Source organism: uncultured Draconibacterium sp. (genome assembly GCF_913060805.1).
Classification (GTDB): Bacteria; Bacteroidota; Bacteroidia; order Bacteroidales; family Prolixibacteraceae; genus Draconibacterium.
This window is the reverse complement of record NZ_CAJXTC010000032.1, coordinates 17,193-42,646: the sequence shown is the minus strand read 5'-3', so window position 1 is coordinate 42,646 and position 25,454 is coordinate 17,193. Positions and strand designations below refer to the sequence as shown.

Below are 25,454 nucleotides of genomic sequence, written 5' to 3'. Positions count from 1 at the left end.
GAAGCGTAAATTTTATTTTGAAAGGTGTAGTTTTATCCCAATCGTTTTACTGATTCTTTTCGACGGTTTTTTGTAGAAGCGTAATAAAATAACTTTTTACAGGCGCAGGAGATAGTATCTTGATGTGTGGAATATATTGTAAAAAGGTGTGCCAAAGTTCGTAGTTGGGACGGGCATAAATTGAAAACCGGATAGTATCCGGGTTGCCACTTTCGAGTATTTTTTGCGAAGGATGCATTTTTAAACTTTCGGCATGGTTGGCGATGGTACTGTCGATTTCAAAAACGATTTCAACAGGTTCGATGGTTTCGTGCTCTTTCGAAATAGTTACACCAATTGTGTTTTCGTAAATTTCTTTTCGGTTAAAATCGTCTGGTAGTTTAAAGTGTTCTCCGGTAAATTTAATTTCCGATGTTATCCTGTCCAAGCCGTAAATCCTAATTTCGCCGTTATCTTTAAATCCGGTAACATACCAGCGGTAATTGTATTCTTTAATTAAAAAGGGTTTAAGAATAACGTTTAATTCTTTGTTGTAATAGTAGCTTTTATAACTAAACCTTATGCAATTACTACTGGTAATGGCACTAAACAATTTATCGAAATAGTCGATTCCTCTGAATTCGTGGTGATGCTCAAAATCTACATAGTCGAGTAAGAACCGTTTGTTTTGGTCTTTTTCGTTTATAATGCTTAAAAGATGTGTCGATAAAAATTGGTTGTTTAGAATGTACTCGAAAAGTTCCAGGCTTTCGCTGTTATCGTAATCAATGCTATAGTATACAGGTCGGCCAAGCGACTGAATGGCTATACCAAAGCTTCGTAAATCGTTTACATAACGTTCAATGGTTTTTGTATTAGAACCCAACTTTTCAGCAAGTGTTGATTTCAATACACCATCTTTTGCGCCTTTTAAAACTGTTTTAAACGTTTCTAGTCGCTGGATTTTTATCTCATCAAACATATCGTATTCTTTAAAACAAAATTGTGAATCTATTTACACAAATTCAAATAAAACCATCATTAAAGACAGCGTGTGTCTTTCTGTTACAATAGTTTTGCCGGAAAGGAAAACAAATGAGCACAGTAAGCATTAAAGTATATAAGAAAAAATCAGCAATATTGTTATTACTGTTTCTGCTTTCAATAATAGCACTTTCACAAAATAGCACACAAGATTTCGAACCTTTGAATATTGAAAAAGTAAGTGCTGATATTGATACTATAAAACAGGAAATGGACAGTACCTTCCATTATATAAAAGCAACTTATGCAATCATTAAAGAAGAAACACGTCTGTTTGGTTGGAAGAAAACCATCCAAATAAACTCCAGCATATTTCTACCAATCGTCTTCTTTGTTGGTTTGTATTTGCTATGGCTTGCAAATAGAACGCTGAATAAGTAGTTACTCTCCGAAGCACACAAGGTTAATATTCAAAATCTTATGGTTTTTCTTAATCTCCACAGCAACTCCAAATCACGAAGAAATGGTTCGGAAAAAAGAACCGTTAGGGGTACAACAAAAGCCTGATATTCGACAAGAGTATCAGGCTTTTTTATTGTTTGTTTTTTAATCTTCTAAATAATAGTTCTTTTTAATTTCTCAATGCAGTCGGGGCATAGGCAGCCATCGAAACAAGCCATGATGTAATCGCGCACTTTTTCGGGCATATCTACTTGTGCACACCAGCAGTGATAGTTGCCGGTGCAGGTATGCAAGTTGCCACATTTTGCGCAGGCATGCGGTTCGTATTTCGGATTGTGTTCCATCATTTTCCGGACTTTAGGAATACAAAAATGAATATTTCTTACAACATTGCAATTTGAGTTGGAAAAAAGAATAATTGACAGTAAAACAAAAGCCTGATATTCGCAAAGATTATCAGGCTTTTATACTGTTTTTTATCCATTTTATTCTTCCTTCCCTTTTTCAAAAAAGTGGTGAAAGAATACACTTTGAAAAGCAATTGCGTTTTGCCAGTATTCCCAGGTATGTCCTCCGGGTCGTGTGGTAAAATCGTGTGGAATGTTTCGCTCTTGGAGTTTCTCGTGTAAGTCGCAATTAACGCCGTAAAAGAAATCGCTCACACCACAATCAATCGCAATTTGAAGTGATCCGGGTGTTAGCTTATAAACAAGATTTATTACCGAGTTCTCTTCCCAATTGTCTTTGTTTTCGGCATAAGTGCCCAATCTTTTCGAAATATCCCAGTTGTTTGGGAAGGGACGAATATCAACTCCTCCGCTCAAACTTCCTGCGGCACCATAAACATCCTGGTTTCTGAAAGCAAGATACAACGCACCGTGTCCGCCCATACTTAATCCTGTAATGGCACGTCCTTCGCGCGATGCAATTGTGCTAAAAGAGTCGTCAACCCAGTCAACCAATTCATGTGCTACGTAGGTTTCGTATTTTATGCTTTCGTCGATCGGGCTATCGAAATACCAGCTCGAAAAGGCGCCGTCGGGACAAACGATGATAAACTGATACAGATCGGCATAATCTTTAATTTCTGGCACGTTGTTTATCCAATCGTTTTGATTGCCACTATAACCGTGGAGCAGGTATAGAACCGGATACGAATTGTCTTCAGAATAACCTTCCGGAGTTATTACCACTGCTTCTATATCTTTATTCATCGATTGGCTGTGGGTTGATAAGTGTTGAACTTTGGCCGCCTCGGTTTTCAGTACTGTACCGGTAACCACAATCAGTGCAATGATTACCTTAAGGAAAAGTGTTCTTTTCATATTGTTTTATTGAATTTTTGAGCTGTTAAAATTAGCCACAAAAAACTTATGTTAGGCACTGTTTGCAATTTAATACTTTCACCTTTCATTTTTTGAGGGAGTATGATTTACGAAAAAGCCCGACGTTTCCGCCGGGCCATTCATCTAACCAAACTTTAAAACCTGAGTTCGACTTTAAAATAACTCACAGCTTTAGTTATTTTTAGTCAGAAACTTTCACCGGTTTTCGAAGTATTATCGGGATAATTCGAGAAAATTGGGGGAAGTTTATGGCAAAAAGAGCAAAGCCTGAAAGGAAAGTCCTTCTCACGCCATCTTTGCATTTAAAATTCTTTGAAATAACCCGCTATTCCTACAAAATTTTAAATGCAAATCTGACGCAATTATGACTTTCTGTGAAAATATTTTAAAATTGAACTCAGGTTTATCACTATGGTTATTAAATGGAATGAAATCTCGGAAATTTTGCCTTACGATTTAATTTATTCCATTTATCGAATTCAAACCTATTCCACCGCTTTCAGCATAAACACTGCACTGTCGTACTGATCGGCGATTTTTAGTTCCACACCAACGTTCATCAGGTATTCGGCCGAAAAAGTATGACCATTACCCCAAAAGCGGCTTTTGTCATTTTTATTGATCTCGGTGATTTGATATGTTTTATTCGCATCGAGTCCGTTCAATTTTATAGTGGGGTAAATACCTCGTAGATGCGGCTCTATGCTAAATGCATACAATACAGCTGATTCTTTTTCTTTGGAAACATACATTTGCGATGCCCATCCGCCTTCATCGTAAGGTGATTTTAAGCGGTATAGATCGCCGGTTGTTACCAATGGCCTAACAAACTGCTTGTAGTTTTTTATGGCTTCTTCAGCAAAAATGCGATCGTCACCCTGTATATCCTTCGGTTGCAGTTCCATTCCCAAACGGCCTGTCATTGCCACATCGAAACGAAATTTCAGTGGCGTCATACGTTGTGTTTGGTGGTTGGGGCTTGTTGAAACATGCGAAGCTGCTCCAACAGGCGGATAAATCAATGTGGTTCCGTATTGAATAAAAATCCGCGATAAAGGATCGGTGTTGTCCGAAGTCCAGTATTCGTTGTGATATTTCAGTGCGCCGTAATCCAAACGTCCGCCACCCGATGCACAATCCTGAATCACAAAATCGGGATATTTTGCGCGAATCCGGTCGTAAACAGCATACAAACCTTCGGTGTAAGCTACCCACAAATGCGTTTGTTCCGCGTCTGATAGATAAGTAGAACCGGCTTGTTCAACATGACGGTTGGCATCCCATTTAACGTACTCAATTCCGGGATGAGTTGTAAGCAAACTGTCGAAAACATTGAAGACAAAATCCTGCACTTTTGGATTCGACAAATCGAGCAACAACTGGTTTCGCCAGGTTATTTTCTCACGACCATTACTCTGAACGATCCACTCCGGATGATTTTCTGCCAGTTCGCTTTCCGGATTTACCATTTCCGGCTCAATCCACAGCCCAAATTTTAATCCTTTTGAATGGGCATAATCGATCAGATAATCAAGTCCGCGAGGTAATTTTTTTGTATTTGTTTGCCAGTCGCCTAATCCGGCATCGTCGTTATTTCGCGGATATTTATTTCCAAACCAGCCATCGTCCAGCACAAAGGTTTCGATGCCCATTTCGGCAGCATCGTCCATCATTCCGGTCAGTGTATTTTCATCAAATGTAAAGTAGGCACCTTCCCAGCTGTTGAGCACAATATCGTGGATTTCTTTTCCGCCTGTCATGCCGTATTCTCGGCCCCAATCGTGTAAATTCCGGGAAACCTGTCCGCGACCAGCGTTACTGAACGTATAGATCATTTCAGGAGTGGTAAAACTTTCGCCCGATTTCAGGTTCCACGCCGATAGAAATGGATTAATGCCTGTAACCACATTCAATGTTCGCCATTCATCCACCTGAAATGCCAGTCGGTAGTTGCCCGACCAGGCCAGCGCCCCACCGTAACAATCGCCGGAATTTTCCTGCGACGGATGATTCAAGCTCAGAATAAAAGAGGCATTTTCGGTTTGTGTAGTACGAACACCTTTTTTACATTCAATCGCTTTAATGCCATTCTCCAGCTTTTCTTCGGCTACACTCATTTCTCCAGCCCAGGCACCGTAAAAGTGTGTTAGATAATAACTTTCAGCTTTTAGTGGCAAAAACGATGACGCAAAATTATTCAGCTTTACCGTGCCATTTTCATTGTTCTTTATTACTGTCCACTGGATGATTACGTCTTCGTTGAAATACGCTTTTGTATGAAGTTCTACCGAAAAATCGAAAACACGGTCTTTTAAGTGAATTACAGTTTCCGAAAAATCGTCATTACTTTTGGTTTCAACAGTTTCAAAAGCCAGTTCTGTATTCAAACTTCCGTCGGCATGAATAACAGCCAAAGCCGGTTCATTTACATTGCCCAATCCAAAAGTTGGATACGCTTCGTATGAAAAATCGCGGTCGGTATCCGGTTTCGAATAGGTATGTTGCTGTTTGAAATTTTCGGTTGCTTCTACTTTCTTTCCGTAATACTGAAAGATGAGTCGGCCACTCTGATCAACCGCATAAACCAACGACGTTGATTTGGTATTTATTTCGATTACTTCCGAGTTTTGAGCTAGTGACGTGGAGCCGAGTAAAACGATCTGCAAAAGGCTGAAAAGTATTATTTTGATATAGTTATTCATGTCTTATATTTTACCAGATGGAATTTATATTGGCCATTTTGGCGCTTGTTAGCGTTATCGGTTGCCCTTCGGCAAAAACCTTCAGTTTACTGAAAGGTTGAGAATTGAAAAAGATCTCTGTCATTACCAGATCACCGCCGTCTACAAAAACTTCGGCAGATGCGGCATCCACAAAAATTTCAAGTTTTACAGTCGCTCCGATTTTGTATGGAGCAACCGAGATTCCTGAGAACTTATCTGAAAAGCTCATGTCTCCTGATTGTGTTCTATCGAACTGAAACTGCTCTGCCGATGCAGAATAACTTAGTGTTACATTCTCGCCCAATTCATTTTCAAGCAGAATTCCAAATGATTCAGGCAACGTTTCACCTATCTCCAACTCAAGCGACAAGCGACTTTGATTCAGTGTCAATCCCTGAATATCCAATTCTCTAACTCCTGAAATTTTCAGTACTTCGTCGATTTTTACCGTGGTTGAATTGTCCGCAATCAGCTCTGTCTCTTTTACAGGAGTCGATTTGAGCACATATTGATCATTCTTTTTAACCAGAGAAAGTGTGCGGGGTAAAGTCATGGCACTTCGCCATTCCTCAGTAGGTACAACATTTGCGTATGCCCAGTTACTCATCCAGCCCAGGAAAATCCGGCGGCCGTCTTCTTGTGGCACATCCGACCAGGTAACACCGGCGTAATTATCACGACCCCAGTCTACCCACTTGGTTTCTTTCGAGTCGGCAGTAAATTCATATCCATTAAAATCGCCCAAAAAGTATTGGGTTCCGGAGCCACCATTTGGCCCGCCGGGATTTATATTCACGATTAGCACCCATTTTGTTTCGTTTGTTCCTTCAACTTGCAACGGGAATAAATCTGGGCATTCCCAAACACCGTCGTGTGTTCCGGCATCGATACCAAAATCACTCTCATATTTCCAGCTTTTAAGGTCATCAGAAGTATAAATCTGAACATGATCGTACGCAGAAAGCACGAGGTTCCATTGCTGAATTTCCTCATTCCAAATCACATTCGGATCGCGAAAATCGCGGTTTCCATCGTTTGGAATCACCGGGTTTCCCTCATATTTTGTCCAGCTTCGACCTTTATCCAAACTGTAAGCAATGGCTTGCGATTCTACATCAACACCACCCGTTTCAACAATTTTAGGATCGTGGTACGTAAAAATTGCTACCAATGGCGGATTTCCAACTGAGCCAAATCCGGTGGTATTGTTCCAATCGACCACAGCGCTACCGGAGAAAATAAATCCCAAACTGTCGGGATACAAGGCGATGGGCATGTGTTGCCAGTGCACCAAATCAGTACTTATGGCGTGTCCCCAGTGCATCGGTCCCCAAATCGTGCTGTCGGGATAATATTGATAGAATAAATGGTATTCGCCATCGTAATAAACCATTCCGTTAGGGTCATTCATCCAGGCAGAATCCGGAGAAAAATGAAATTGCGGACGATACTTTTCGGTGTATGGTTTCGTGGCATCCCCAGTGTCGTCTGTTTTTTGAGGACCTGAAGAACAGGCCACGGCAAAAAACAGTGCTATTATAGCCAGAAAATTAAAATTGTTGTGGTTCATTTGTATATGTTTAAATGGTTTATTATTCGTTTAAAATTGTGTGATTGATCCTTCCTGTAAATTAACTTTTCCTTGCTCGCCAAATAATTGAAGTTGCACGGAATTGTCCTTAAAATCGAATTTCCTTGATACCGAAATCAGTCCGTTCATGGCAAATAATTCGGCTGAATTCTGGTCGATAATCAATGTCATATCCAGCTCCGGTTCATTGGTTACATAAGGCGCGTAGTAGAATCCATCCCAGCTATCGGGAAAATCGCGCTGTATCGATGGATCAGCTATGTAAAAATAACGTCGTTCGGCCTGGTAGCCCAAAATCAACTCCTTGCCTTCCTTTGTTTTAATATTGACGCCAAAAGATTCCGCCATACCCAGATATAATCGACTATTAACATCAAAAGTCAGGTCGATTCGGATTGGCAGATTAAGGTTCTTTTCTATTGATTTGCCGTCAGTTAATTCAGTTTCGTTAATTGTTTCTTTTGTTGTTTTTGCGGTGGCTTGTACGGGCTCTGCGATTAAATAATAATCGTAAAATTTTTCTTTTAAGGTCAATTGGCGGGCAAGCGAAAATTCTGTTGAGGAATTATTTGGGATGCTGAATTTTTCGTAGATGGAATTGTATAAAGTTCCTATCAAAAAAGGCTTTTTGTTGACAATCCGGTAATCGGATAAAACAACAGCCTGGTAAAGATCGCTTCCATGATCGATCCATTTTGGTTTATTGTGCGACGCCTGGTAAACATAGCTATCGAAACTGCCAACAAAATACTGAACGCCACTGCCTTCGTTGGGCGATCCACTGTCGGCACTAATAAAAAGTACCCACTTTGTTTCATTGGTCTCAGCCATTTCCATCGGGAAAAAATCGATGCTTGTCCATTGCCCCGATTTCAAGGCAACATCATCACCAAATTGACTTAAGTACTCCCAGTTTTTCAGGTCGGGCGATGAATAAAAACGCACTTCATAACCTGAAAGCGTTAACATGATCCATGTCTGTGCTTCGTCGTTCCAAAACACTTTCAGGTCCTGGATGGGCTCATAAAAATCGGCAAGAACAACTGTGTTTTCGGTGTCCTGTTGCCACGTTGAGCCATTATCAACACTATATAAAACTGTCAATTCTCCGGGTTGATTGGTAACTGTTGCGAAAGCGATTAATGCTGAGGTTTCTGCACTGTATTCAGTTGTTTGATTCCAATCAACTACAACGGTTTTTATATTCTGATTTCCAGCTTCTTCCGACTCAAATTTTGTTGGTTTATCGCTCCAATTTACCAAGTCCTTGCTTTCAGCCAGTCCACACTTTTTTTGCCCGTCAACAGTGTAGTCGAAAAACAATTGATAACTGTTTTCGGAGTAGATCAAAGCAATCGGATTCTGTAGTTCCGAATCTTCAAGACTGAAATGCAGAGAATCAGCAGCTTCCTGTTTGCATCCCCAGAAAACAAGCAATATCAGCAATAAAATTGTGGCCGGACTTTTCATGTTATTTATGTTTTGTTCGAAAATAAAAACAGATCATGGCGGGGAGAATGTCTCCCAACCATGATCTTGAGTTATTTATTAATAACCAACATTTTGTTCGTACAAACCTTTGGTAAAGTCTATTTCACGCTGCGGAATCGGGAAATATTCATCTCTTCCGGCAGTAAAATGTGCTTCGTTCAGGAAGTCTTTTCTGGTTTTCTCTTTTTCCAGGTAAGCATTTAAAACAGGCTCTGCAATTCCCCAGCGAACCAGGTCAAAGAAACGCGGACTTTCCAAAGCAAATTCCAAACGACGTTCCCATTGTAAAGCTTTACGTGCGTTATCCTGTGTCCATGCTAAATTCAATCCGTCGTATTCCGAAATCATGTAATTTGATGGTGCTGTACCATCGGCAAAACGAGTTTTGTCGGTACTTTCCGATGCACGTTTACGTACCTGGTTGATCAGCGGACGGGCCATATCTTGCTGTCCCAGTTCGATGTATGCTTCAGCCTGCATCAACAGTACATCGGCATAACGAATGATATCGATGTTTTTTGAAACGCCCATAAACGGACCTTCTTTTTTGTAGCACGAACAATCGGCAGCCTGTTGCTCTTTCATACTTTGGAAATAGCCGTAAACACCCGGATCGCGCACCCAGCTGTTGCTGAAAATATAAGCATCTTCGTTACGGTATTTGTACGGGTGACCGTCGATACCAACAGTATGGTCGATACGCGGATCAACAGTTACACCATCAGGAGTAATATCTGCTGCACTCAATTCAACATCGTTAAAAGTTTCGAATTTTGGTAAACCGCTGGCGTCGGTGGCAAAAGCGTTCACCATGTTTTGGCTTGGCTGGTGGAATCCGCAACATCCATATTGTGGTGCACCGTGTGGGTAGTTCAAACCGGTCTCAAAGTTCAGACGGCCGGAAGTAGTTCCGTCGCTAATCGAAAACTGGATGGCAAAAACAGACTCAGGACCATTATCATATCCGCCTGTAAAGTTCTCGCCAAAATCGGCTTGCAAACTGTATTGACCTGATGAAATTACCATTTCGCAAAGGTCAACCACTTCCTGCAAACGGCTTTGATTAATATTTACAACCTGGTTGTTCTCATCCTGTTCGTAGGCCTGATACAATCTCAGTTTTGCCAGGTAGGCAGCGGCAGCATATTTATTTGCTCTACCAACCTGCGATTGAGATTCCGGCAGATTATTCATTGCAAATTCAAAGTCTTCTGCGATTTTGTTCCACAATTCGTCGTTTGAATATTCGCGGTTTGAAGTTTGAAGGATCTCTTCGTTGCTCAGATTTTCGTCGATATATGGAACGTATTTGAACAATACTTTCAGCATAAAATGCGAATGTCCTCTAAGGAAACGAGCTTCAGCAATTCTTGTCTGACGCAGGTCAAAGTCTTCATCAGTCAATTCATTTAGTGTACGCAATGCCGAATTGGCACGCGAAATTGCACGGTAATAATTTTCCCAGGTGTAAGGCAAACCAGCCAACCAACTTTGGAAAGGTTGCGTAAGGTTGTATTGCTCGTAAAAGTTGTAAGGCTCAACGTCCGAAACACCACCGCCTCCTTTGTAAGCATCGTCAGAACGTACACTACCGTAAACCCACATGCTGGCAATAGGGCCAATCATATCGTTATTACCAATTCCAGCATACGCCGCGGTAACCAAACCTTCAGCGCCTTCGGCCGTTGGGCTTCCGGCAGAGATAAATCCTTGCGGCTCAGTCTCCAGGTAATTATCGCACGAAACAGCGAACAGCGTTATCAGTGCAATTATATATGTTTTAATATTTTTCAATTTCATGATATTTTAAGTTTTATTGATTAGAATGAAACATTTACACCAACGGAGAAAGTTCTCGGAATTGGTATTGCATTTACGTCGGTACGCTCCGGATCCGGTCCCTGAAATTCATTGGTTTTAATCCAGAAAAGGTTTTCAGCCATTACGTAAAAGCGCAGTTTGTCCATATGAATTCTTTCCGTTACGTTTGATGGCAGTGAGTAACCTAACTGCACATTACGCAATTTGAAATAAGAAGCATTTACGTTCAAATAGCTTGAAGTACGTGTTTCGTTGTTGCTGTCAGACAATGTTAAAGCCGGTACGTTTGAATCCGGATTTTGTGAAGTCCAGGCGTCGAAAACACCGGGTCCAACGTTGTCGCGGCCACGAATAAAGTCGTTGTAGAAAGTATAAGGATCGTAACCGGTTTTTCCGGCAACACCCGAACCAAATATCGAAAGATCGAAATCTTTGTAATTCATATCAACGCGCATGCTATACTCCAATTTTGGAAGTAATGTTCCCAGAAATTTCTGGTCGAGCGAGTTAATTTCACCGTCATCATTCAAATCGGCCCAGCGAATACGCCCCGCAGCAGCACCAACCTGGCTGGCGTGTGCATCAACTTCCGACTGGCTTTTGAAAATACCGTCGGCAACATATCCGAAAATTGAAAGCTCAGAATGACCAAGAACGGTTTGTTCCGAGTTACCCGGATAAGCGGTTCTAACTTCTTCAGGAAGTTCAGTGATCTTATCGGCAAAGTGGCTGGCACTACCTGCAACTTCGTAAGAGAAATCGCTGTTCACTTGTTTTCTGTAACTCAACGCAAATTCCCATCCTGTATTTTTCTTGGTGGCTCCGTTCAGGAACTGTAATTGTCCTTCACCTAAAGCCGAAGCTACCGGTGGCTGAATCAAAATATCGGTTGTTTTACGTGTATACCAATCGAATGCTCCTACCAACTGACTATCGAAAAATCCGAAATCGATACCCAGGTTCAATTCATCTGTTGTTTCCCATCTCAAGGCAGGGTTTCCGGCTTGCACAGAAACAAAACCAGAAGGCAGGTTTCCTGAATCCTGACCATCTAAAGCATAAGCTGAACCAACATTCCAGTAGTCATCAAAAAAGTCGTTGTGGAATATACCATCAACCTGGCTGGCCACTGCTCCGTAACGAGGTTCAAACAATCCAAGACTGGCAAAATCACCAACATCCTGGTTACCAACACGACCAACACCGGCACGGAATTTCAGGTTCGAAAGCTTTTCCATGTCTGCCATAAATGATTCCTGGCTCAAACGCCATCCGAAAGTAGCTGCAGGGAAGAAGCCGTAACGGTTATCAGCTCCGAATCGTGAAGAACCATCGCGACGTAATGTCAAGGAGGCTAAAAAGCGCTCGTCGTAGTTGTAATCGATTTTACCGAATTGAGAGAATAAACGACTGCTGGTGGCAGTTCCAAAGCTGTTACCATTGCTGGTTCCGGCGCTCAGCACAAAGAAGTCTTCTGTTTGTGTTGAAAAACCTTCTTTGTAACCTCTAAAGTCCTGGAAATTGTCGCTAACAGCTTCAATACCAAACAGGAAGTTAAACTTGCTTTTGTCCAGATTAAGTTGATATTGCGCTGTATTCGACCAGGTTACGCTGGTAAAATCGCTGTTATAGATACTTAAATTGTTAACCGATCGTGCAATAAAACCATTGGTAAATGCAGGCTCGATATCCTTGTCTTTCACCATGGAATAATCGATACCTAAAGTCGTGCGTAAAACCAGGTTCTTAACAGGTTCAACCTGTGCAAAAACACTTCCGAACAAGTATCGTCTGTTGGTATTGTCCTACCGGTTGATATCCTGCATCATAACCGGGTTATTACGGTCGGAATAACCTGATCCGAGAGGGCCACCATAATTGCCGTTTGAATCGTACAACGGAATTGTTGGCGCCAAAGTAATCGCCAGTCCCGGAGTTGGTGAACTACCCAAGTCGGGAGTTTCCAAAGTTTCGTTCGACGATACCACCTGTGTGTTGATACCAAATTTCACTTTGTCATCCAGCATGCTGGTTTGTCCGTTAATACGGGCTGTAACACGGTCGTAATTGGTATACTTCAGCATACCCGTATTTTTGATGTAACCCACATTCATCAATACCGATGATTTTTCGGTACCACCGGAAACGGTAAGATCGTTGCTGATAACGAAACCAGTTTCGTAAGTTGCATCCTGCCAATCGGTGTCACCGGCCGGCATGTTCATGTCTCCGCCAACATAAGGCTGAACAGTTACGCCGTTCAGAACAGGATTGTTGTAATCGCCGTTCCAGTCGAAGTTGTAAATTTCGCCGTATCCGCTGGTCGGGTCTATACCATCGTTTACCGATGCCTGCCACAAAGCACGTCCGCGATCAACAGCATTTAGCATATCATAACGCTGTGGTTTTTCGCTTTGAACCGAAAAGTTCGAGTTAAATTGAACTTTCACTTCGCCTTTTCTGTCCGAACCGTTTTTGGTGGTAACAATTACAACACCGTTTGATGCACGCGCTCCATAAATAGAAGAAGCCGAAGCATCTTTCAGCACCTGAACAGAAACGATTGATCCGGCACTCAGTCCCTGGAAAACTTCGGGGCGTTTGGTTGGAACACCATCGATGATATACAAGGGATTATTGTCGCCCAGCGTATTTACACCACGAATCAGGATTCGGCTACTGGTGGCACTCGGCGTACCTGTTTTTTCAATATAAAGTCCCGGAACATGTCCCTGCAAAGCCTGCATAGGGTTACCCGAACTTAAACTCACGTTTTCAATAGCGTCCATCTGAACCACTTCAACGGCACCCGTTAAATCGGCTTTTTTCTGAACACTATAACCTACGGCTACCACTTCGGCCAAACCGATGGTTTCATCCTCCATGCTAATGTTAATGGTGGTTTGTCCGCCCACTACAATTTCCTGCGATTTCATCCCGATAAAAGAAATCTGCAGCACTGCATCGGCACCAGATACTGTAATCTCGTACACACCATCAATGTCGGTAATGGTACCGTTTGTTGTTCCTTTTTCAACAATCGTTACTCCGGGCAAAGCCATGCCGGCAGCGTCGTTCACAGTACCCGAAACACTTACCTGTTGGGCAAATGCTGCGGGGGTGATCATTACACAGAGGACGATCAGAATCCCCTGAATTACATTTCTAAATTTGAATTGTTTTACCATAATTAGATAGTTTAATTAATTAAAGAGTATTTTTCTCTATAGGCTGTTGGTCAGCCGATAAGATCTTTTCAATCTCGTCCATGTCGTATTTTGGGGTAGCACCTGCTTTCGATGCCACAAAAGCGCCGGTTGCACAGGCAAATGCCAATGCGTCGGCAGGTTTCTTTTTATTTAATAGTGAAGCAATTAGTCCGGCAAGAAAAGCGTCGCCGGCACCAACGGTATCAACGGCATTTACTTTAAATCCGGGGTGCTCGTAGAATTGTCCATTGCAGTACAACAATGCTCCTTTTTCGCCTTTGGTTACACACAGCATTTCAATATTGTAATGTTTTACAAACCATTCTACAAGGCTGTGTTCATCGGTGTTTGAAAGATTGTGCCATTCTGCAAAAACCTCCAATTCGTCATCGTTCAATTTTACGATATCTGATTTTTCCAGTAATGGTTCAACTACTTTCTGCGAATCGTAAGGTTTGCGAAAGTTTACATCTATTAGTTTTACGCCATCGTAATCCAACAGGCTCAATAATGTTTCACGGGTTAGTGGGTTGCGAGACGCCAGTGATCCGTAAATAAACAATCCGGCCTGTTTGGCTTTCTTCATAAGCGAATCGGTTAAACGAATATCATCCCAGGCAACCGGTTCGCAGATTTCGTAGGTAGCATTGTTGTTTTCGTCCAAATGAACCAGTACTTCGCTGGTTGGCAGTTCTTCATCGGTTTGCACCAACGAGGTTGACATTCCCGCATCTTCGAGGAATTTTTTTAGTTCTGCTCCCGGCTCGTCGTTTCCAACACTGCTGGCAATGGTAGCATCCAAACCGATAGCATTTAGATGAAGCGCCACGTTCATTGGTGCACCACCGGCTTTTGCTCCGGATGGTAAACGGTCCCAAAGCACCTCGCCAAAACACAGTATTTCGTTGTTTTTAATTTCCATGTTTGTTCAGTTTTATTTGATTCGTTTTTTGATCTCCTCTTGAATATCCTCCAGCGATTTACCTTTGGTTTCGGGCAATACTTTCCAGGCAAAGAAGAAGTGCAGTACCATCATCGCTGCGAAAAAGCCAAAGGAGATTCCGCCGCCAACGGTGTTGTTCAATATCGGGAAACCCCAGATGAGAGCGGCTGCAAAAATCCAGTGTGTAAATGTTCCGAGGGCCTGACCTTTTGAGCGTACTTTGTTGGGGAAGATTTCAGAAATAACCACCCATAGCACGGCTCCCTGCGAAAAGGCAAAAAAGGCGATGAATCCCATGAGGTAGATCATTACGCCATAGCCGCCCAGGTCGCTGTAATTCTGAGTGAAAAACGATTTTGAAAGCATGCCCAGGAAAAAGACCATACCAACCGATCCGGCCATTAATAAAGTGCGGCGACCGTATTTGTCGATCAGAAACAGCGCAACAAAAGTGAAAAGAAGGTTTGTGGCACCCACCGAAATGGATTGCAACAGTGAAGCGTTGGTTCCAAAACCCGCCATCTCGAAAACGCGTGGTGCATAAATCATTATGGCGTTAATTCCGGCCAACTGGTTAAAGGCAGCAATTAAAATGGCTATCATTACCGGAAAGCGATTTTCTCGAACGAATAACTTTCCGTGTTCAATAGCTTCTTCTTGCTCAACAGCTACTTTTACAATGCGTACTTCTTCCTCCGGATTTTCTGCTTTTATGCGTTGAAAAACGGCCAGTGCTTCTTCGGTTCGTCCTTTGTTGATCAGCCAACGGGGACTTTCAGGAACCAAATTCAGCAACAGAAAAAAGATCGTGGCCGGAATGGCTTCAACACCGATCATCCAACGCCACGATCCGCTTTCGAAAATATTAGCTAAAAGGTAATTAACTGCGAAAGCCAGAAAAATGGCGGTAACCACAAAAAACTGGTTGAGCAATACCAACTGACCGCGCTTTTTAGCCGGCGAAATTTCGGCAATAAACATGGGCGTTACCACCGTAACACATCCCAGCAGAATACCGGTAACAAAACGGAAAAAAAGCAACATTCCCCAGCTTAGTGCAAATGCACTTCCCAGTGTAGAAACCGCAAACAGGCCCGATAAAAGGATCAGCGATTTTTTGCGGCCAAATTTTTCGGCGGGCTTACCTATAATAATAGTACCCACTATGGTACCGATTATGGCAACGGCAGTGGTAAATCCCAGCCAAAAACTATTTAAATTATAAAGTGATTCAAGTTGTGTGGTGGTTCCCGACATCATCGCAATGTCGTAGCCAAAAAGAAAACCTCCGAGGGCTATAATAATGGCTATCAGAAGAACATTTTGTCGTCTCATTTAGATTCAGAATTATTGGTTTAAAACTCTGAATCAAAAGTAGGGGGCAACAGAATCTTTAGCTTTTAGACATGATACAGATTCTCAAAATCATGTAACATTATCGGGCTGATAATGAATCGGTTTGCAACTATGTTACATGCCTGTAAACTATGATACAACCTACAAATTAAATTCTGTTTTATTTTCACTTTCGCAGATGTTTTGAGTGATTGATCGTTTGAAATTGCTTAATTTCACAACAACATTACTATCGGACTGAACTATATGACGAAGAAACGAACCATCCTTTTTCTTTTCCTCCTCTTCATTTCCATCTGTGGTCTTTCTGCAAAAGAAAAATACATTATTGGTTTTTCGCAATGCGGGCAAAGAGATGACTGGCGGCTAAAAATGGAGGCCGAAATGGAGCGGGAACTGTTGTTTCACCCCGATTTGTCGATCGTTATAAAACAAGCTTTAGACGATAGTGAAACGCAAATTAAACAGATCGATGAACTCATGAATATGGGCATTGACCTGTTGATTGTTTCACCCAATGAAATCAATCCCATACAACAGGCTATTGAGAAGGTTTACCAGCAGGGAATTCCGGTTATTCTTATTGACCGGCGAATTGATTCGGAAAATTTTACGGCCTATGTTGGTGGCGACAATTACGAAATTGGACAATTTGCTGCAGAATATATTGGTGGAAAACTGAACTACAAAGGCAATGTGCTCGAAATTCAGGGGGCGCAAACTATATCGGCAGCGGCAGAACGGAGCAGAGGTTTTAATGATGCGCTGGCCCGATATCCCAACCTCAATAATGTGTATAAAATCCACTCTTTTTGGAGTGCCAATATTGTTGCCGACAGTTTACCGTCAGGAATATCAAAACATCCTGATATAAAAGCAATATTTGCTTTTAACGACGGTTTGGCGGAGGATGCAGTTGAAGTGCTGATTGCAAATAACCTTCCGACTGACCTTGTTGTGGTTGGCGTTGACGGGCTTCCAACACCGGGCGGAGGAATTGAAATGGTTGAGAACGGAATGTTAACCGCAACCATTATTTACCCAACAGGCGGAAAGGAGTCGATTCAACTGGCAGCGAAAATCCTTAATGGTGAGCCTTTTGAAAAATACAATTCACTTTTTTCTACCGTTGTCGATGAATCGAATGTACGGATCACCCGGCATCAATTTCAAAATATTTCGGAGCTGCAGTTAGACATCAATAAATCGATGGACATGCTGAAAATACTTAATGGAAGGTATCATGTACAGCAAATTCTTCTGTTTGTATTGTTGGTGCTGTTTACGGTAATGATCATTTTCCTTGTGATGTACCTTTCTGCAAACAAAAAATTGAAGCAGTCGAATATTGATTTAGGAAAACAGAAAAATGAGATATCGTCGCAAAATGAAGAGTTGGTGCGGTTAAGCAACGAGCTGGAGGAAGCCACAAAAGCTAAACTTCGCTTTTTTACCAATATGTCGCACGAGTTCCGAACTCCGTTAACACTTATCGTTGGTCCGCTGGAGAATATGATCGACTCGGCCGACATACCCGAGCGTTTTAAAATGCAGGTTTCGCTGATGCACAAAAATGCCTTGCGCTTGCTGCATCTCATCAATCAGTTAATGGATTTCAGAAAGATAGAGAACAATAAAATGCAGTTGCAGGCGGCGCAATACGATGTTGTTGGTTTTCTGAATGAAGTGATAACGCCCTTTTATCATTTGGCTGAAAAGAAAAGGATTTCGCTATTGTTCGAACCTGAAAAGCGAAGTATAAATGTCTGGTTCGATTTGGATAAGCTGGATAAGGTGATTTTTAATCTGCTTTCGAATGCCATTAAGTTTACGCCCGAAAATGGCCGCATTAAAATCTCTTGTACCACGTCAAAATCGGTGGTAAATAAAATTTGGGATGAAGAGCTCGAAATAAAAGTTGCTGATACCGGAAACGGAATTCCTCCCAATGAGGTCACGCATATTTTCGATCGTTTTTACCAGGCCGAAAGTTCGCACGGATTTTTGGGAACCGGCCTTGGGCTCTCGCTTTCGAAAGAATTTGTCGATCTGCATCACGGACAAATTGAAGTGAAAAGCGAAGTTGGCAAAGGCACAACGTTTAGCATTCGTTTGCCGTTGGGTGATGCACATTTAAGCGATGCTGAAAAAACAGAATCGCCGGTGAGCCACCCGGCTGATCAGCAAATAAAAAGGAGTAAAGAAATTCATATCGATCCGAATACTGACATGGACGAAAAAGCGCTTGCTTTGGATTTTGATGAGAAGCCGACCGTTCTGTTGGTTGAAGATGAAAAGGATGTGCGAGAATACATAAAAGACAGTCTGCGAGATTATTACCGCATTTTGGAGGCGGAAAACGGAAGAGTGGCTCTGGAAATAATCCGCGATGAAGAACCGGATCTGATTGTGAGCGATATTATGATGCCGGAAATGGATGGGCTGGAACTGACCCGCACGCTTAAAACCGATTTAAAAACCTGCCACATTCCAATTATTCTGCTTACTGCAAAAACTTCGCAAGAGCAAAAGTTTGAAGGTTTGGAAGAAGGTGCCGATTCATACATTCCGAAACCGTTTAACAGCAAACATTTGCAAATCAGGGTGAAGAAATTACTCGAACTCCGGAAGAAAATGCAGGAGCGTTATAAAGGGCAGTTAATTATTAATGAAGATGATAAGGATCTGTCGCGTCTCGACCGGAAATTCCTGAATAAAATTTCGCAGTTGGTTGAAGAGCACCGCGAAAAAGAAGAATTTACGGTTGAAGAGTTGAGCCAGATGTTGGGCCTGTCGCGCGTACATGTATACCGAAAGATTAAAAAACTAACGGGAATGTCGGTTAGTGAATTTGTGAGATCGGTAAAATTGAAACTCTCGTTAAACCTGATAAAGACAAGCGGAAAAACAATGGCTGAAATTGCTTACGAAGTTGGATTTTCATCGCCATCATATTTTACCAAATGTTTCAAAGATCAGTTTGGGATGTCACCCAGCGAGTATGCAAAACGTTAGCGTATAACACCTAAGTTTAACTGCTTTGCTGTTTGCTCGCAAACTCAGTTGGCGACATGCCGTAATAACTTTTAAACGAGTTGCTAAAGTGCGACAGGTTGCTATAACCCAACGAAAAAGCCACCTCGCTAACGGTTAACTTTTTATTGGTGAGCAGGTAAGTGGCTTGTTTCATGCGGATGTTGCGGATAAAATCGCGCGCCGACTGGTTAGTCAGTTCTTTTAATTTGCGGTGCATGTGCACACGACTGATACCAACTCCTTCAGCCAGCATTTCCACATTCAGTTTTTCGTTCGAAATGTTGTCTTTAATGATGGTCATTACTTTTTCCATCAGAATTTCGTCGTGAGATTTCAGCTCAATTTGCTCCACATCAAATTGCCCGCTTTCGGCTTGTAATTGCTCAATAATTTTCTTGCGGTTCTCCAGAATATTGGCGATGATTTTTTTCAGGAATTCGCTGCTAAACGGCTTTACAATGTACATGTCGGCACCGGTTTCAATACCTTCGGCACGGTTTTCGTCTCTCGACAATGCCGTTAACAACACCACCGGAATATGACTGGTTTGAACATTCCCTTTTATCTTTTTGCAAAGGGTAATTCCGTCCATTTCGGGCATCATAATATCGCTGATTACGAGGCTTGGTTTTTCCTCCATCAGCAGTTCAAAGGCCTCTTTTCCGTCGGCGGCACTAATTACTGTGTACTTCTCGGAAAGTTCGCTGATGAGGTAATCCCTGATTTCCTGCTCATCGTCGACCACAAGAATCTTGCAGATTTTTTTGCCACCTTTTTTATCTTTTGATATCGTTTCGGAACTATTTGGGAAGAACTGGCGGTGAATGCGGTGCAAAGGTGCCGGCGATGAGCTTTCGCTGGTTATCAGGTCGTCGGCCGGTAAGTGTGCATTGCCCAATGGCAGTTCGATGATAAACCGCGAGCCGGAGCCATCGCTTCTGTTTTCGGCATTTAACGCGCCATTGTGCAGGTTTACGAGCGCCCGCGACAAGTGCAGTCCAACGCCGGTTCCACCGCGGTGCGACGGATCTTTCGATTCCACCTGGTAAAAGCGGTTGAAAATACGTTCGATCTCCGTTTCTTTAATCCCAACTCCGGTGTCGCTAACTACAATTTTAACGGCATCAACATGTTTTTTATCGTCGGTTTTCATCACCGTACGCGAGATGTTCAATTCAATACTTCCTTCGGCAGGCGTAAATTTAAAGGCGTTCGAGAGCAGGTTGAGGATCACCTTTTCGAAATTCAGAGGATCGATCCAAACCTCAATCGATTCATCGGGTGCATGAATACTAAAATTGATGTTCTTTTCGGTAGCCAGAATTTCGTACGATTGCGCAATTTCGCGGATAAAATTGTAAAGGTTCGTCTTTTGGAATTTCACTAAAATCACCCCTTTATCAATCCGTCGAACATCCATCAGCTGGTTTACCAAACGCGATATCCGGTTGGCATTCTGATCGATAATATGGTACAAACGCGAAGTTTTCGGGTCGGTTTTTTGCAGCATCAGCTTCTCAATCGGATCGATAATTAAGGTAAGTGGTGTTTTAATTTCGTGCGAAATATTGATGAAAAACTGCATTTTCATTTCGTTCATTTTCTCCAAATGACGGCGCTGAATCATCTCCTGATAAAGCCGCACAACGCCGAAAAACAGCGTACCCAAAAGCAAGGTCCACAGTATTTTTGCCCAAACGGTTTTGTACCAACGCGGGTAAATAATAATGGTGAGTTCACGGGGGGTTGAGTACAATCCTTTATCCACGCCGCGCACCTTAAAAATGTAAGTTCCGTAATGCAGGTTGGTGTAAGCGGCGCGTCGGTTTTGTGCGGTGGTACTGATCCAGTTTTCATCGAAACCTTCCATCATGTACTCATAACTTATCCGCGACTGGCTGGCCAGCTCGCCCGATGTAAAACCGATGGAAAAAACATTGTCGCGCTCGTGCAACTGAATGGTGTCGGCCAGTACGATCGATTTTTTCAGAATAACATGTTTCCCCGACTTGTCGCCAATTTCAACGGGTTGGTTAAAGCGGTTAAATCCGGTTAACAGCACGTCGCGTATTCTTCGCGAATAATCGAGGTAATTACGTTTGATCTCCGTCATTCCGTTAATTCCGCCAAAAAACAATTCGTTCTTTTCGCTTCGGTAAGTGGCATTTTTATAAAATTCGTTGGCCTGAATTCCATCGTAAGCGTAGTAGTTGGTAAATGTGTTGTTATCCGGATCAAAACGCGAAAGCCCGTTGTGTGTACTTACCCATATTTTGCCAAATTCGTCTTCGTTAATGGCACTTATAACGTTGTTGCATAAACCGTCTTCGGTACTGTAATAGCGGGTTTTCGAGTTGTTGACATCGATTTTGATCAGGCCGCTGTACGAACCGGCCCAGATATTCCCAAAACGATCGTCCTGAATGGCGATAACAGTATTATTTTGCAAGGTGCCATTGGCGGTGTTAAAGTGCCGGAGTTCTTGTTTTTGGATGTCGTAATAAAGCAACCCAACATAAGTGCCGAGCCACAGGTTTTGTTTCCGGTCGATAAAAATGCTGTTTATCCACATGGGGAGCTGGCTGTTCAGCTTCTCGTTGTTGGTTAAGCCCGGCCAAAAGGTTTCGGTTTTGGGGTTGAAACGGCAAATTCCGCCGCCTAAAGTTCCCAGCCAAAGCATGCCCGAGCGGTCTTCGGCAATACAGGTGATATTGTCGTTGCTAAGGCTGTTCGCATTTTCGGGGTCGTGTTTATAGTTCTTGATCTCGCCGGTTTTTTTGTTGTAGCGAATCAGGCCGTTAAAGTAGGTTCCCAGCCACACGTAATTGTCTTTCCCGTTGTGGATGGTAAGAATATTATTCGGATCTCCTTCCTGGTTGGCGCTGTTTAAAAGAACATGTTTAATGTTGTTGTTTTGGCGGTTAATCTGGTACACACCATCGCCGTCGGTGCCCACCCAAAGTTTTCCGTCAATACCGGCAATCGAGGTTACACAGCTCGATCCGATACTGTTTTCGCCAAAAGCGTGATAGCCGTAATGTTGGAAAATTTCCGGTGTTTCGGGAAAAAGGTACAGGCCTTTCTGAAAAACGCTTGCCCAAATATTTCCGCCGTTATCTTCTATTAAGGAGTGGATTTTGCTTTTTGAAAAATCGAATGGCGAAGTGTTTGGCGAGTAGCTTTCCAATAGCTGATTTGCCGGATTATAGCGTTTCAACCCAAAACCATCGATACCTACCCACAAACGTTTTTTCGAGTCGAAAAGCAAACTCTTTACAGGTAGCACAGTTTCATCTTTTTTATCCGAGTGAATTTGAACGATTTTACCGCTGTTCTTCTGAATCTGAACCAAACCACCTTTTAAACTTCCGACGTAAATATTGCCGAGGTCATCTTCGCAAATCGACGAGATGTTGTTGCTGGGCAGGGTTTTTCCGTCCTCTGATGTTTCGGTATAAACCTGAACTTCTCCGCTGATGGGATCGTAAGTATTCAGTCCGTCGTTTTCTGAACCGATCCACAAAACACCGTCCGAATCCTGAAACACGATCCTCAGGTTTTGACTGCAAAGTTGTTTATTCAGCGTTTCGTTGTAATCAACATTGCCCGTTTCATGCTCAATCCTGATCAATCCGTACCCGGAAGTCGTCATCCAGATATCGCTATTGATATCCATAATTATCGAGCTGATGTAAAGGTGAATGCGTTCGTCGGAAATATAAAGCGGTATTTCGGTGAACGACTCACTCTCGGGATGATAAATCTGCAAACCGTTGATTTGACCAACAAGCAGATTGCCGTTGCTGTCTTCGTTAAGTGCGGTTACAAAATTATTTTTTAGCGAATTGTCGTCGTTTGGAGTTGCAAAGAATGTTTTAAAATGAATCCCGTCAAAACGGTTCAAACCATCTTCGGTAGCCACCCAGATAAAACCTTTTTTATCCTGGTGCATGGCGTTTATCAAACTGTTTGATAAACCTTCCCGGTAGTCGAAAAAATTATTGCTTTGCGCGTGTGTAAGGCACGGCACAATGATCAAACCAACCAATGCAACGATGAAATTTCTAACGTTCATAAGTACCACTTCTGAAGAGTTGCTAAGGTAGCAAAATAGTTTAAAAATAAGGGGGATGTAACCATTGCGCAACTATTTGTAACCAACAGAAAACTGATGTTACAATGGCTAAAAACCCCGTAACCGACGGATAAATGTGTTGGCTACTCTCTGTTGTAATTTTACAAAAGAATTTTTGTCGGCTCCCGATCGAAATTTTTAAACCAAACTGAAGAGAACTTAACTGATGAGACTAAATTTAAAACGAACTGTGGTTTTGGCGTTGTTTTTTGCCGTGGCCAATTTTGTAATGGCAGCCAATTCTGCGGATGGATCAAAACTGTGGTTCACCAATTTCACTTTACCATCAAACTACAACGGACCGAAAATATCATCGGTGGTAATTTCTGAAAAGTCTCCAACATTCGATTTAATTCACAACGAACTTACAGGCAGTTTGGACAACTTGTTTAGCCAGAAAACCAAAAGCAAAGCAAAAGCTGTTGCCGGAAGTGTTTACGTTGGCACTTTTAACGATGAGTTTATTGCCCAAGCTATTTCGGCCGAAAACATAAAAAACAGTGGCAGCGAAGGTTTTGTTATAAAGTACCTGGCCAATGAGGAAATAACTATAATTGCCGCCCAAACCGACAAAGGTTGTTTGTACGGAACTTATCATTTTTTGCGTGCGTTGCGCACAAATCCACAGGCAATTACTTCGTCGGAAATTGTAGAAAACCCGTCTTACGACCGCCGAATTCTGAACCATTGGGATAATCTCGACGGAACAGTTGAAAGAGGTTATGCCGGTCATTCCATCTGGCTTTGGGACGAGCTTCCCGAAAAACTAAATCCGCGAATAATAGAGTACGCGCGCGCAAATGCGTCGATAGGAATTAACGGAACGGTATTGAATAATGTAAATGCCAGCCCCAATATTTTAAAAGCTGAATACCTGCAAAAAGTTAAGGTTGTTGCCGATGCGCTTCGTCCGTATGGAATCCAGGTGTACTTGTCGGTGAATTTTTCGTCGCCAAAAATACTGGGCGGATTGCCGGATTCCGATCCGCTAAAACCAGCAGTAAAAAGCTGGTGGGAAAACAAAGTGGCAGAGATCTACCAAATCATTCCCGATTTTGGTGGCTTTTTGGTTAAAGCTAATTCCGAGGGCCAGCCCGGTCCGCAGGATTATGGCCGAACGCATGCCGACGGTGCAAACATGCTCGCCGATGCTTTGAATCCGTACAAAGGAATAGTAATGTGGCGCGCATTCGTGTACAATCCTTCAGGTGGCGATCGTGCCAAGCAAGCCTACAAAGAGTTTAAACCACTCGATGGACAATTCCGCAAAAATGTGATGATCCAGGTGAAAAACGGTCCGGTTGATTTTCAGCCGCGCGAACCCATTAGCCCGCTGTTTGGCGCCATGGAACACACTACTTTGATACCCGAACTTCAGATTACAAAAGAATATCTGGGATTTTCCGATCACTGGGCTTATCTGGGCACATTGTTTCAGGAATTCCTGCAAACAGATACTTACCAAAAAGGCAGAAACACCACTGTGGCGCGTGTTACCGACGGTCAGATTTTTAATGACTCGATTACCTGCATTGCCGGTGTGGCAAACATTGGACAGGATATTAACTGGTGCGGAAGTCATTCGGCACAAGCCAACTGGTATGTTTTTGGTCGTTTGGCCTGGAATCCGGATTTGCACGCCAAAGAAATTGCTAACGAATGGCTGGAGCAAACGTTTTCGCACAATACAACTTTTATTGATGAAATGAGCCGCGTGATGATGGAATCGCGCGAAGCGGTGGTGAATTACATGACGCCGCTTGGTTTGCATCATCTTATGGGTTGGAGTCACCACTACGGACCCGAGCCGTGGTGCGAAATTCCGGGTGCACGCCCCGACTGGTTACCAACTTATTACCACAAAGCCGATTCGTTTGGCATTGGTTTTAACCGCTCGTCGACCGGAAGTAATGCCGTTGAGCAGTATGCCGAGCCTTTACAAAGTATGTTCGACGATCCGCAGCTGTGTCCCGAGAAATTTCTGCTGTGGTTTCATCACCTGCCGTGGGATTACACCATGAGCAATGGCCGCGAACTGTGGGACGAACTCTGCTACAAATACAGCGAAGGCGTAACACAGGCCGAACGTTTCAGGGCCACCTGGCAAAACATGGAAGAATATGTTGACGAACGCCGATTCCGAGAAACAAGCGAGAAGCTGGATACACAGGTAAAAGAAGCCATTTGGTGGCGCGATGCCTGTTTGCTCTATTTCCAAACCTTTTCGAAACGCGAAATTCCGGCCGAACTGGATAAACCGGTTCATAAGCTGGACGAACTCAAACGTTTAAAATTTGATATGACACACCACAACTAATAGAAACTAAATGACACTTCTCTTTTGATAAGAAAGTAACTAATAATCAAATTTAATAACT

At 42.6% G+C, this 25,454-nt stretch carries 14 protein-coding genes and 1 pseudogene; 3 read left to right on the top strand and 12 right to left on the bottom strand.

The annotated features are described in order from the left end of the window. Positions 1-46: 46 nt before the first annotated feature. Entirely contained in the window at positions 47-961 is a 915-nt protein-coding gene (locus QZ576_RS17290; RefSeq protein ID WP_297099312.1) for a WYL domain-containing protein, read from the bottom strand. 113 nt (positions 962-1,074) lie between these two features. On the opposite strand from QZ576_RS17290, the gene QZ576_RS17285 reads away from it, so the two are divergent. Further along, a complete protein-coding gene (locus QZ576_RS17285; RefSeq protein WP_297099311.1) occupies positions 1,075-1,404 on the top strand; it encodes a hypothetical protein in 330 nt (109 codons plus the stop codon). A gap of 173 nt (positions 1,405-1,577) precedes the next feature. Here QZ576_RS17285 and QZ576_RS17280 read toward each other — a convergent pair whose 3' ends face one another. The 10 genes and pseudogenes from QZ576_RS17280 to QZ576_RS17235 form a co-directional block, all read right to left on the bottom strand. Further along, complete coding sequence (locus QZ576_RS17280) at positions 1,578-1,772, bottom strand: cysteine-rich CWC family protein (RefSeq protein ID WP_297099309.1); 195 nt, start codon at positions 1,770-1,772, stop codon at positions 1,578-1,580. Positions 1,773-1,910: 138 nt separating this feature from the next. Next, positions 1,911-2,750, bottom strand: a complete 840-nt coding sequence (locus QZ576_RS17275; RefSeq protein ID WP_297099307.1) for an alpha/beta hydrolase family protein — start codon at positions 2,748-2,750, stop codon at positions 1,911-1,913. 506 nt (positions 2,751-3,256) lie between these two features. Beyond that, the gene (locus QZ576_RS17270; protein ID WP_297099305.1) at positions 3,257-5,473 is read right to left on the bottom strand and encodes an alpha-galactosidase; all 2,217 of its coding nucleotides are present in this window, start codon (positions 5,471-5,473) and stop codon (positions 3,257-3,259) included. A 10-nt stretch (positions 5,474-5,483) separates the two neighbouring features. Beyond that, entirely contained in the window at positions 5,484-7,064 is a 1,581-nt protein-coding gene (locus QZ576_RS17265) for a glycoside hydrolase family 32 protein (protein WP_297099303.1), read from the bottom strand. A gap of 30 nt (positions 7,065-7,094) precedes the next feature. Then, positions 7,095-8,555 carry a glycoside hydrolase family 32 protein gene (locus tag QZ576_RS17260; protein WP_297099301.1) on the bottom strand — a complete coding sequence of 487 codons (1,461 nt, stop codon included), beginning with the start codon at positions 8,553-8,555 and terminating at the stop codon, positions 7,095-7,097. Between the two features lie 78 nt (positions 8,556-8,633). Then, on the bottom strand, positions 8,634-10,376 hold the full coding sequence (locus QZ576_RS17255) for a RagB/SusD family nutrient uptake outer membrane protein (RefSeq protein ID WP_297099299.1): 1,743 nt from the start codon (positions 10,374-10,376) through the stop codon (positions 8,634-8,636). 20 nt (positions 10,377-10,396) lie between these two features. Beyond that, positions 10,397-12,187, bottom strand: a pseudogene (locus tag QZ576_RS17250) (SusC/RagA family TonB-linked outer membrane protein); the annotation flags it as partial. Between the two features lie 15 nt (positions 12,188-12,202). After that, a complete protein-coding gene (locus QZ576_RS17245) occupies positions 12,203-13,585 on the bottom strand; it encodes a carboxypeptidase-like regulatory domain-containing protein (RefSeq protein WP_297099297.1) in 1,383 nt (460 codons plus the stop codon). Positions 13,586-13,604: 19 nt separating this feature from the next. Beyond that, positions 13,605-14,528: a carbohydrate kinase gene (locus QZ576_RS17240; RefSeq protein ID WP_297099295.1), complete on the bottom strand. Its 924-nt coding sequence runs from the start codon at positions 14,526-14,528 to the stop codon at positions 13,605-13,607. A 12-nt stretch (positions 14,529-14,540) separates the two neighbouring features. Further along, positions 14,541-15,884 (bottom strand): sugar porter family MFS transporter, encoded by a 1,344-nt coding sequence (locus QZ576_RS17235; protein WP_297099293.1) that lies wholly within the window; start codon positions 15,882-15,884, stop codon positions 14,541-14,543. Between the two features lie 267 nt (positions 15,885-16,151). Between QZ576_RS17235 and QZ576_RS17230 the strand changes: the two genes are divergently transcribed. Beyond that, entirely contained in the window at positions 16,152-18,920 is a 2,769-nt protein-coding gene (locus QZ576_RS17230) for a substrate-binding domain-containing protein (RefSeq protein WP_297099291.1), read from the top strand. A gap of 16 nt (positions 18,921-18,936) precedes the next feature. Here QZ576_RS17230 and QZ576_RS17225 read toward each other — a convergent pair whose 3' ends face one another. Next, a complete protein-coding gene (locus QZ576_RS17225; protein WP_297099290.1) occupies positions 18,937-23,016 on the bottom strand; it encodes a two-component regulator propeller domain-containing protein in 4,080 nt (1,359 codons plus the stop codon). Positions 23,017-23,242: 226 nt separating this feature from the next. On the opposite strand from QZ576_RS17225, the gene QZ576_RS17220 reads away from it, so the two are divergent. Beyond that, the gene (locus QZ576_RS17220; RefSeq protein ID WP_297099288.1) at positions 23,243-25,393 is read left to right on the top strand and encodes an alpha-glucuronidase family glycosyl hydrolase; all 2,151 of its coding nucleotides are present in this window, start codon (positions 23,243-23,245) and stop codon (positions 25,391-25,393) included. Positions 25,394-25,454: the final 61 nt, after the last annotated feature.

Excerpts from the sequence above, each read along its gene's own strand:
- QZ576_RS17240 (WP_297099295.1), bottom strand. The coding sequence starts at position 14,528 with ATGGAAATTAAAAACAACGAAATACTGTGTTTTGGCGAGGTGCTTTGG.
- QZ576_RS17225 (WP_297099290.1), bottom strand. The coding sequence starts at position 23,016 with ATGAACGTTAGAAATTTCATCGTTGCATTGGTTGGTTTGATCATTGTG.
- QZ576_RS17290 (WP_297099312.1), bottom strand. The coding sequence starts at position 961 with ATGTTTGATGAGATAAAAATCCAGCGACTAGAAACGTTTAAAACAGTT.
- QZ576_RS17230 (WP_297099291.1), top strand. The coding sequence starts at position 16,152 with ATGACGAAGAAACGAACCATCCTTTTTCTTTTCCTCCTCTTCATTTCC.
- QZ576_RS17280 (WP_297099309.1), bottom strand. The coding sequence starts at position 1,772 with ATGATGGAACACAATCCGAAATACGAACCGCATGCCTGCGCAAAATGT.
- QZ576_RS17260 (WP_297099301.1), bottom strand. The coding sequence starts at position 8,555 with ATGAAAAGTCCGGCCACAATTTTATTGCTGATATTGCTTGTTTTCTGG.
- QZ576_RS17275 (WP_297099307.1), bottom strand. The coding sequence starts at position 2,750 with ATGAAAAGAACACTTTTCCTTAAGGTAATCATTGCACTGATTGTGGTT.
- QZ576_RS17265 (WP_297099303.1), bottom strand. The coding sequence starts at position 7,064 with ATGAACCACAACAATTTTAATTTTCTGGCTATAATAGCACTGTTTTTT.
- QZ576_RS17245 (WP_297099297.1), bottom strand. The coding sequence starts at position 13,585 with ATGGTAAAACAATTCAAATTTAGAAATGTAATTCAGGGGATTCTGATC.
- QZ576_RS17285 (WP_297099311.1), top strand. The coding sequence starts at position 1,075 with ATGAGCACAGTAAGCATTAAAGTATATAAGAAAAAATCAGCAATATTG.
- QZ576_RS17270 (WP_297099305.1), bottom strand. The coding sequence starts at position 5,473 with ATGAATAACTATATCAAAATAATACTTTTCAGCCTTTTGCAGATCGTT.
- QZ576_RS17235 (WP_297099293.1), bottom strand. The coding sequence starts at position 15,884 with ATGAGACGACAAAATGTTCTTCTGATAGCCATTATTATAGCCCTCGGA.
- QZ576_RS17220 (WP_297099288.1), top strand. The coding sequence starts at position 23,243 with ATGAGACTAAATTTAAAACGAACTGTGGTTTTGGCGTTGTTTTTTGCC.
- QZ576_RS17255 (WP_297099299.1), bottom strand. The coding sequence starts at position 10,376 with ATGAAATTGAAAAATATTAAAACATATATAATTGCACTGATAACGCTG.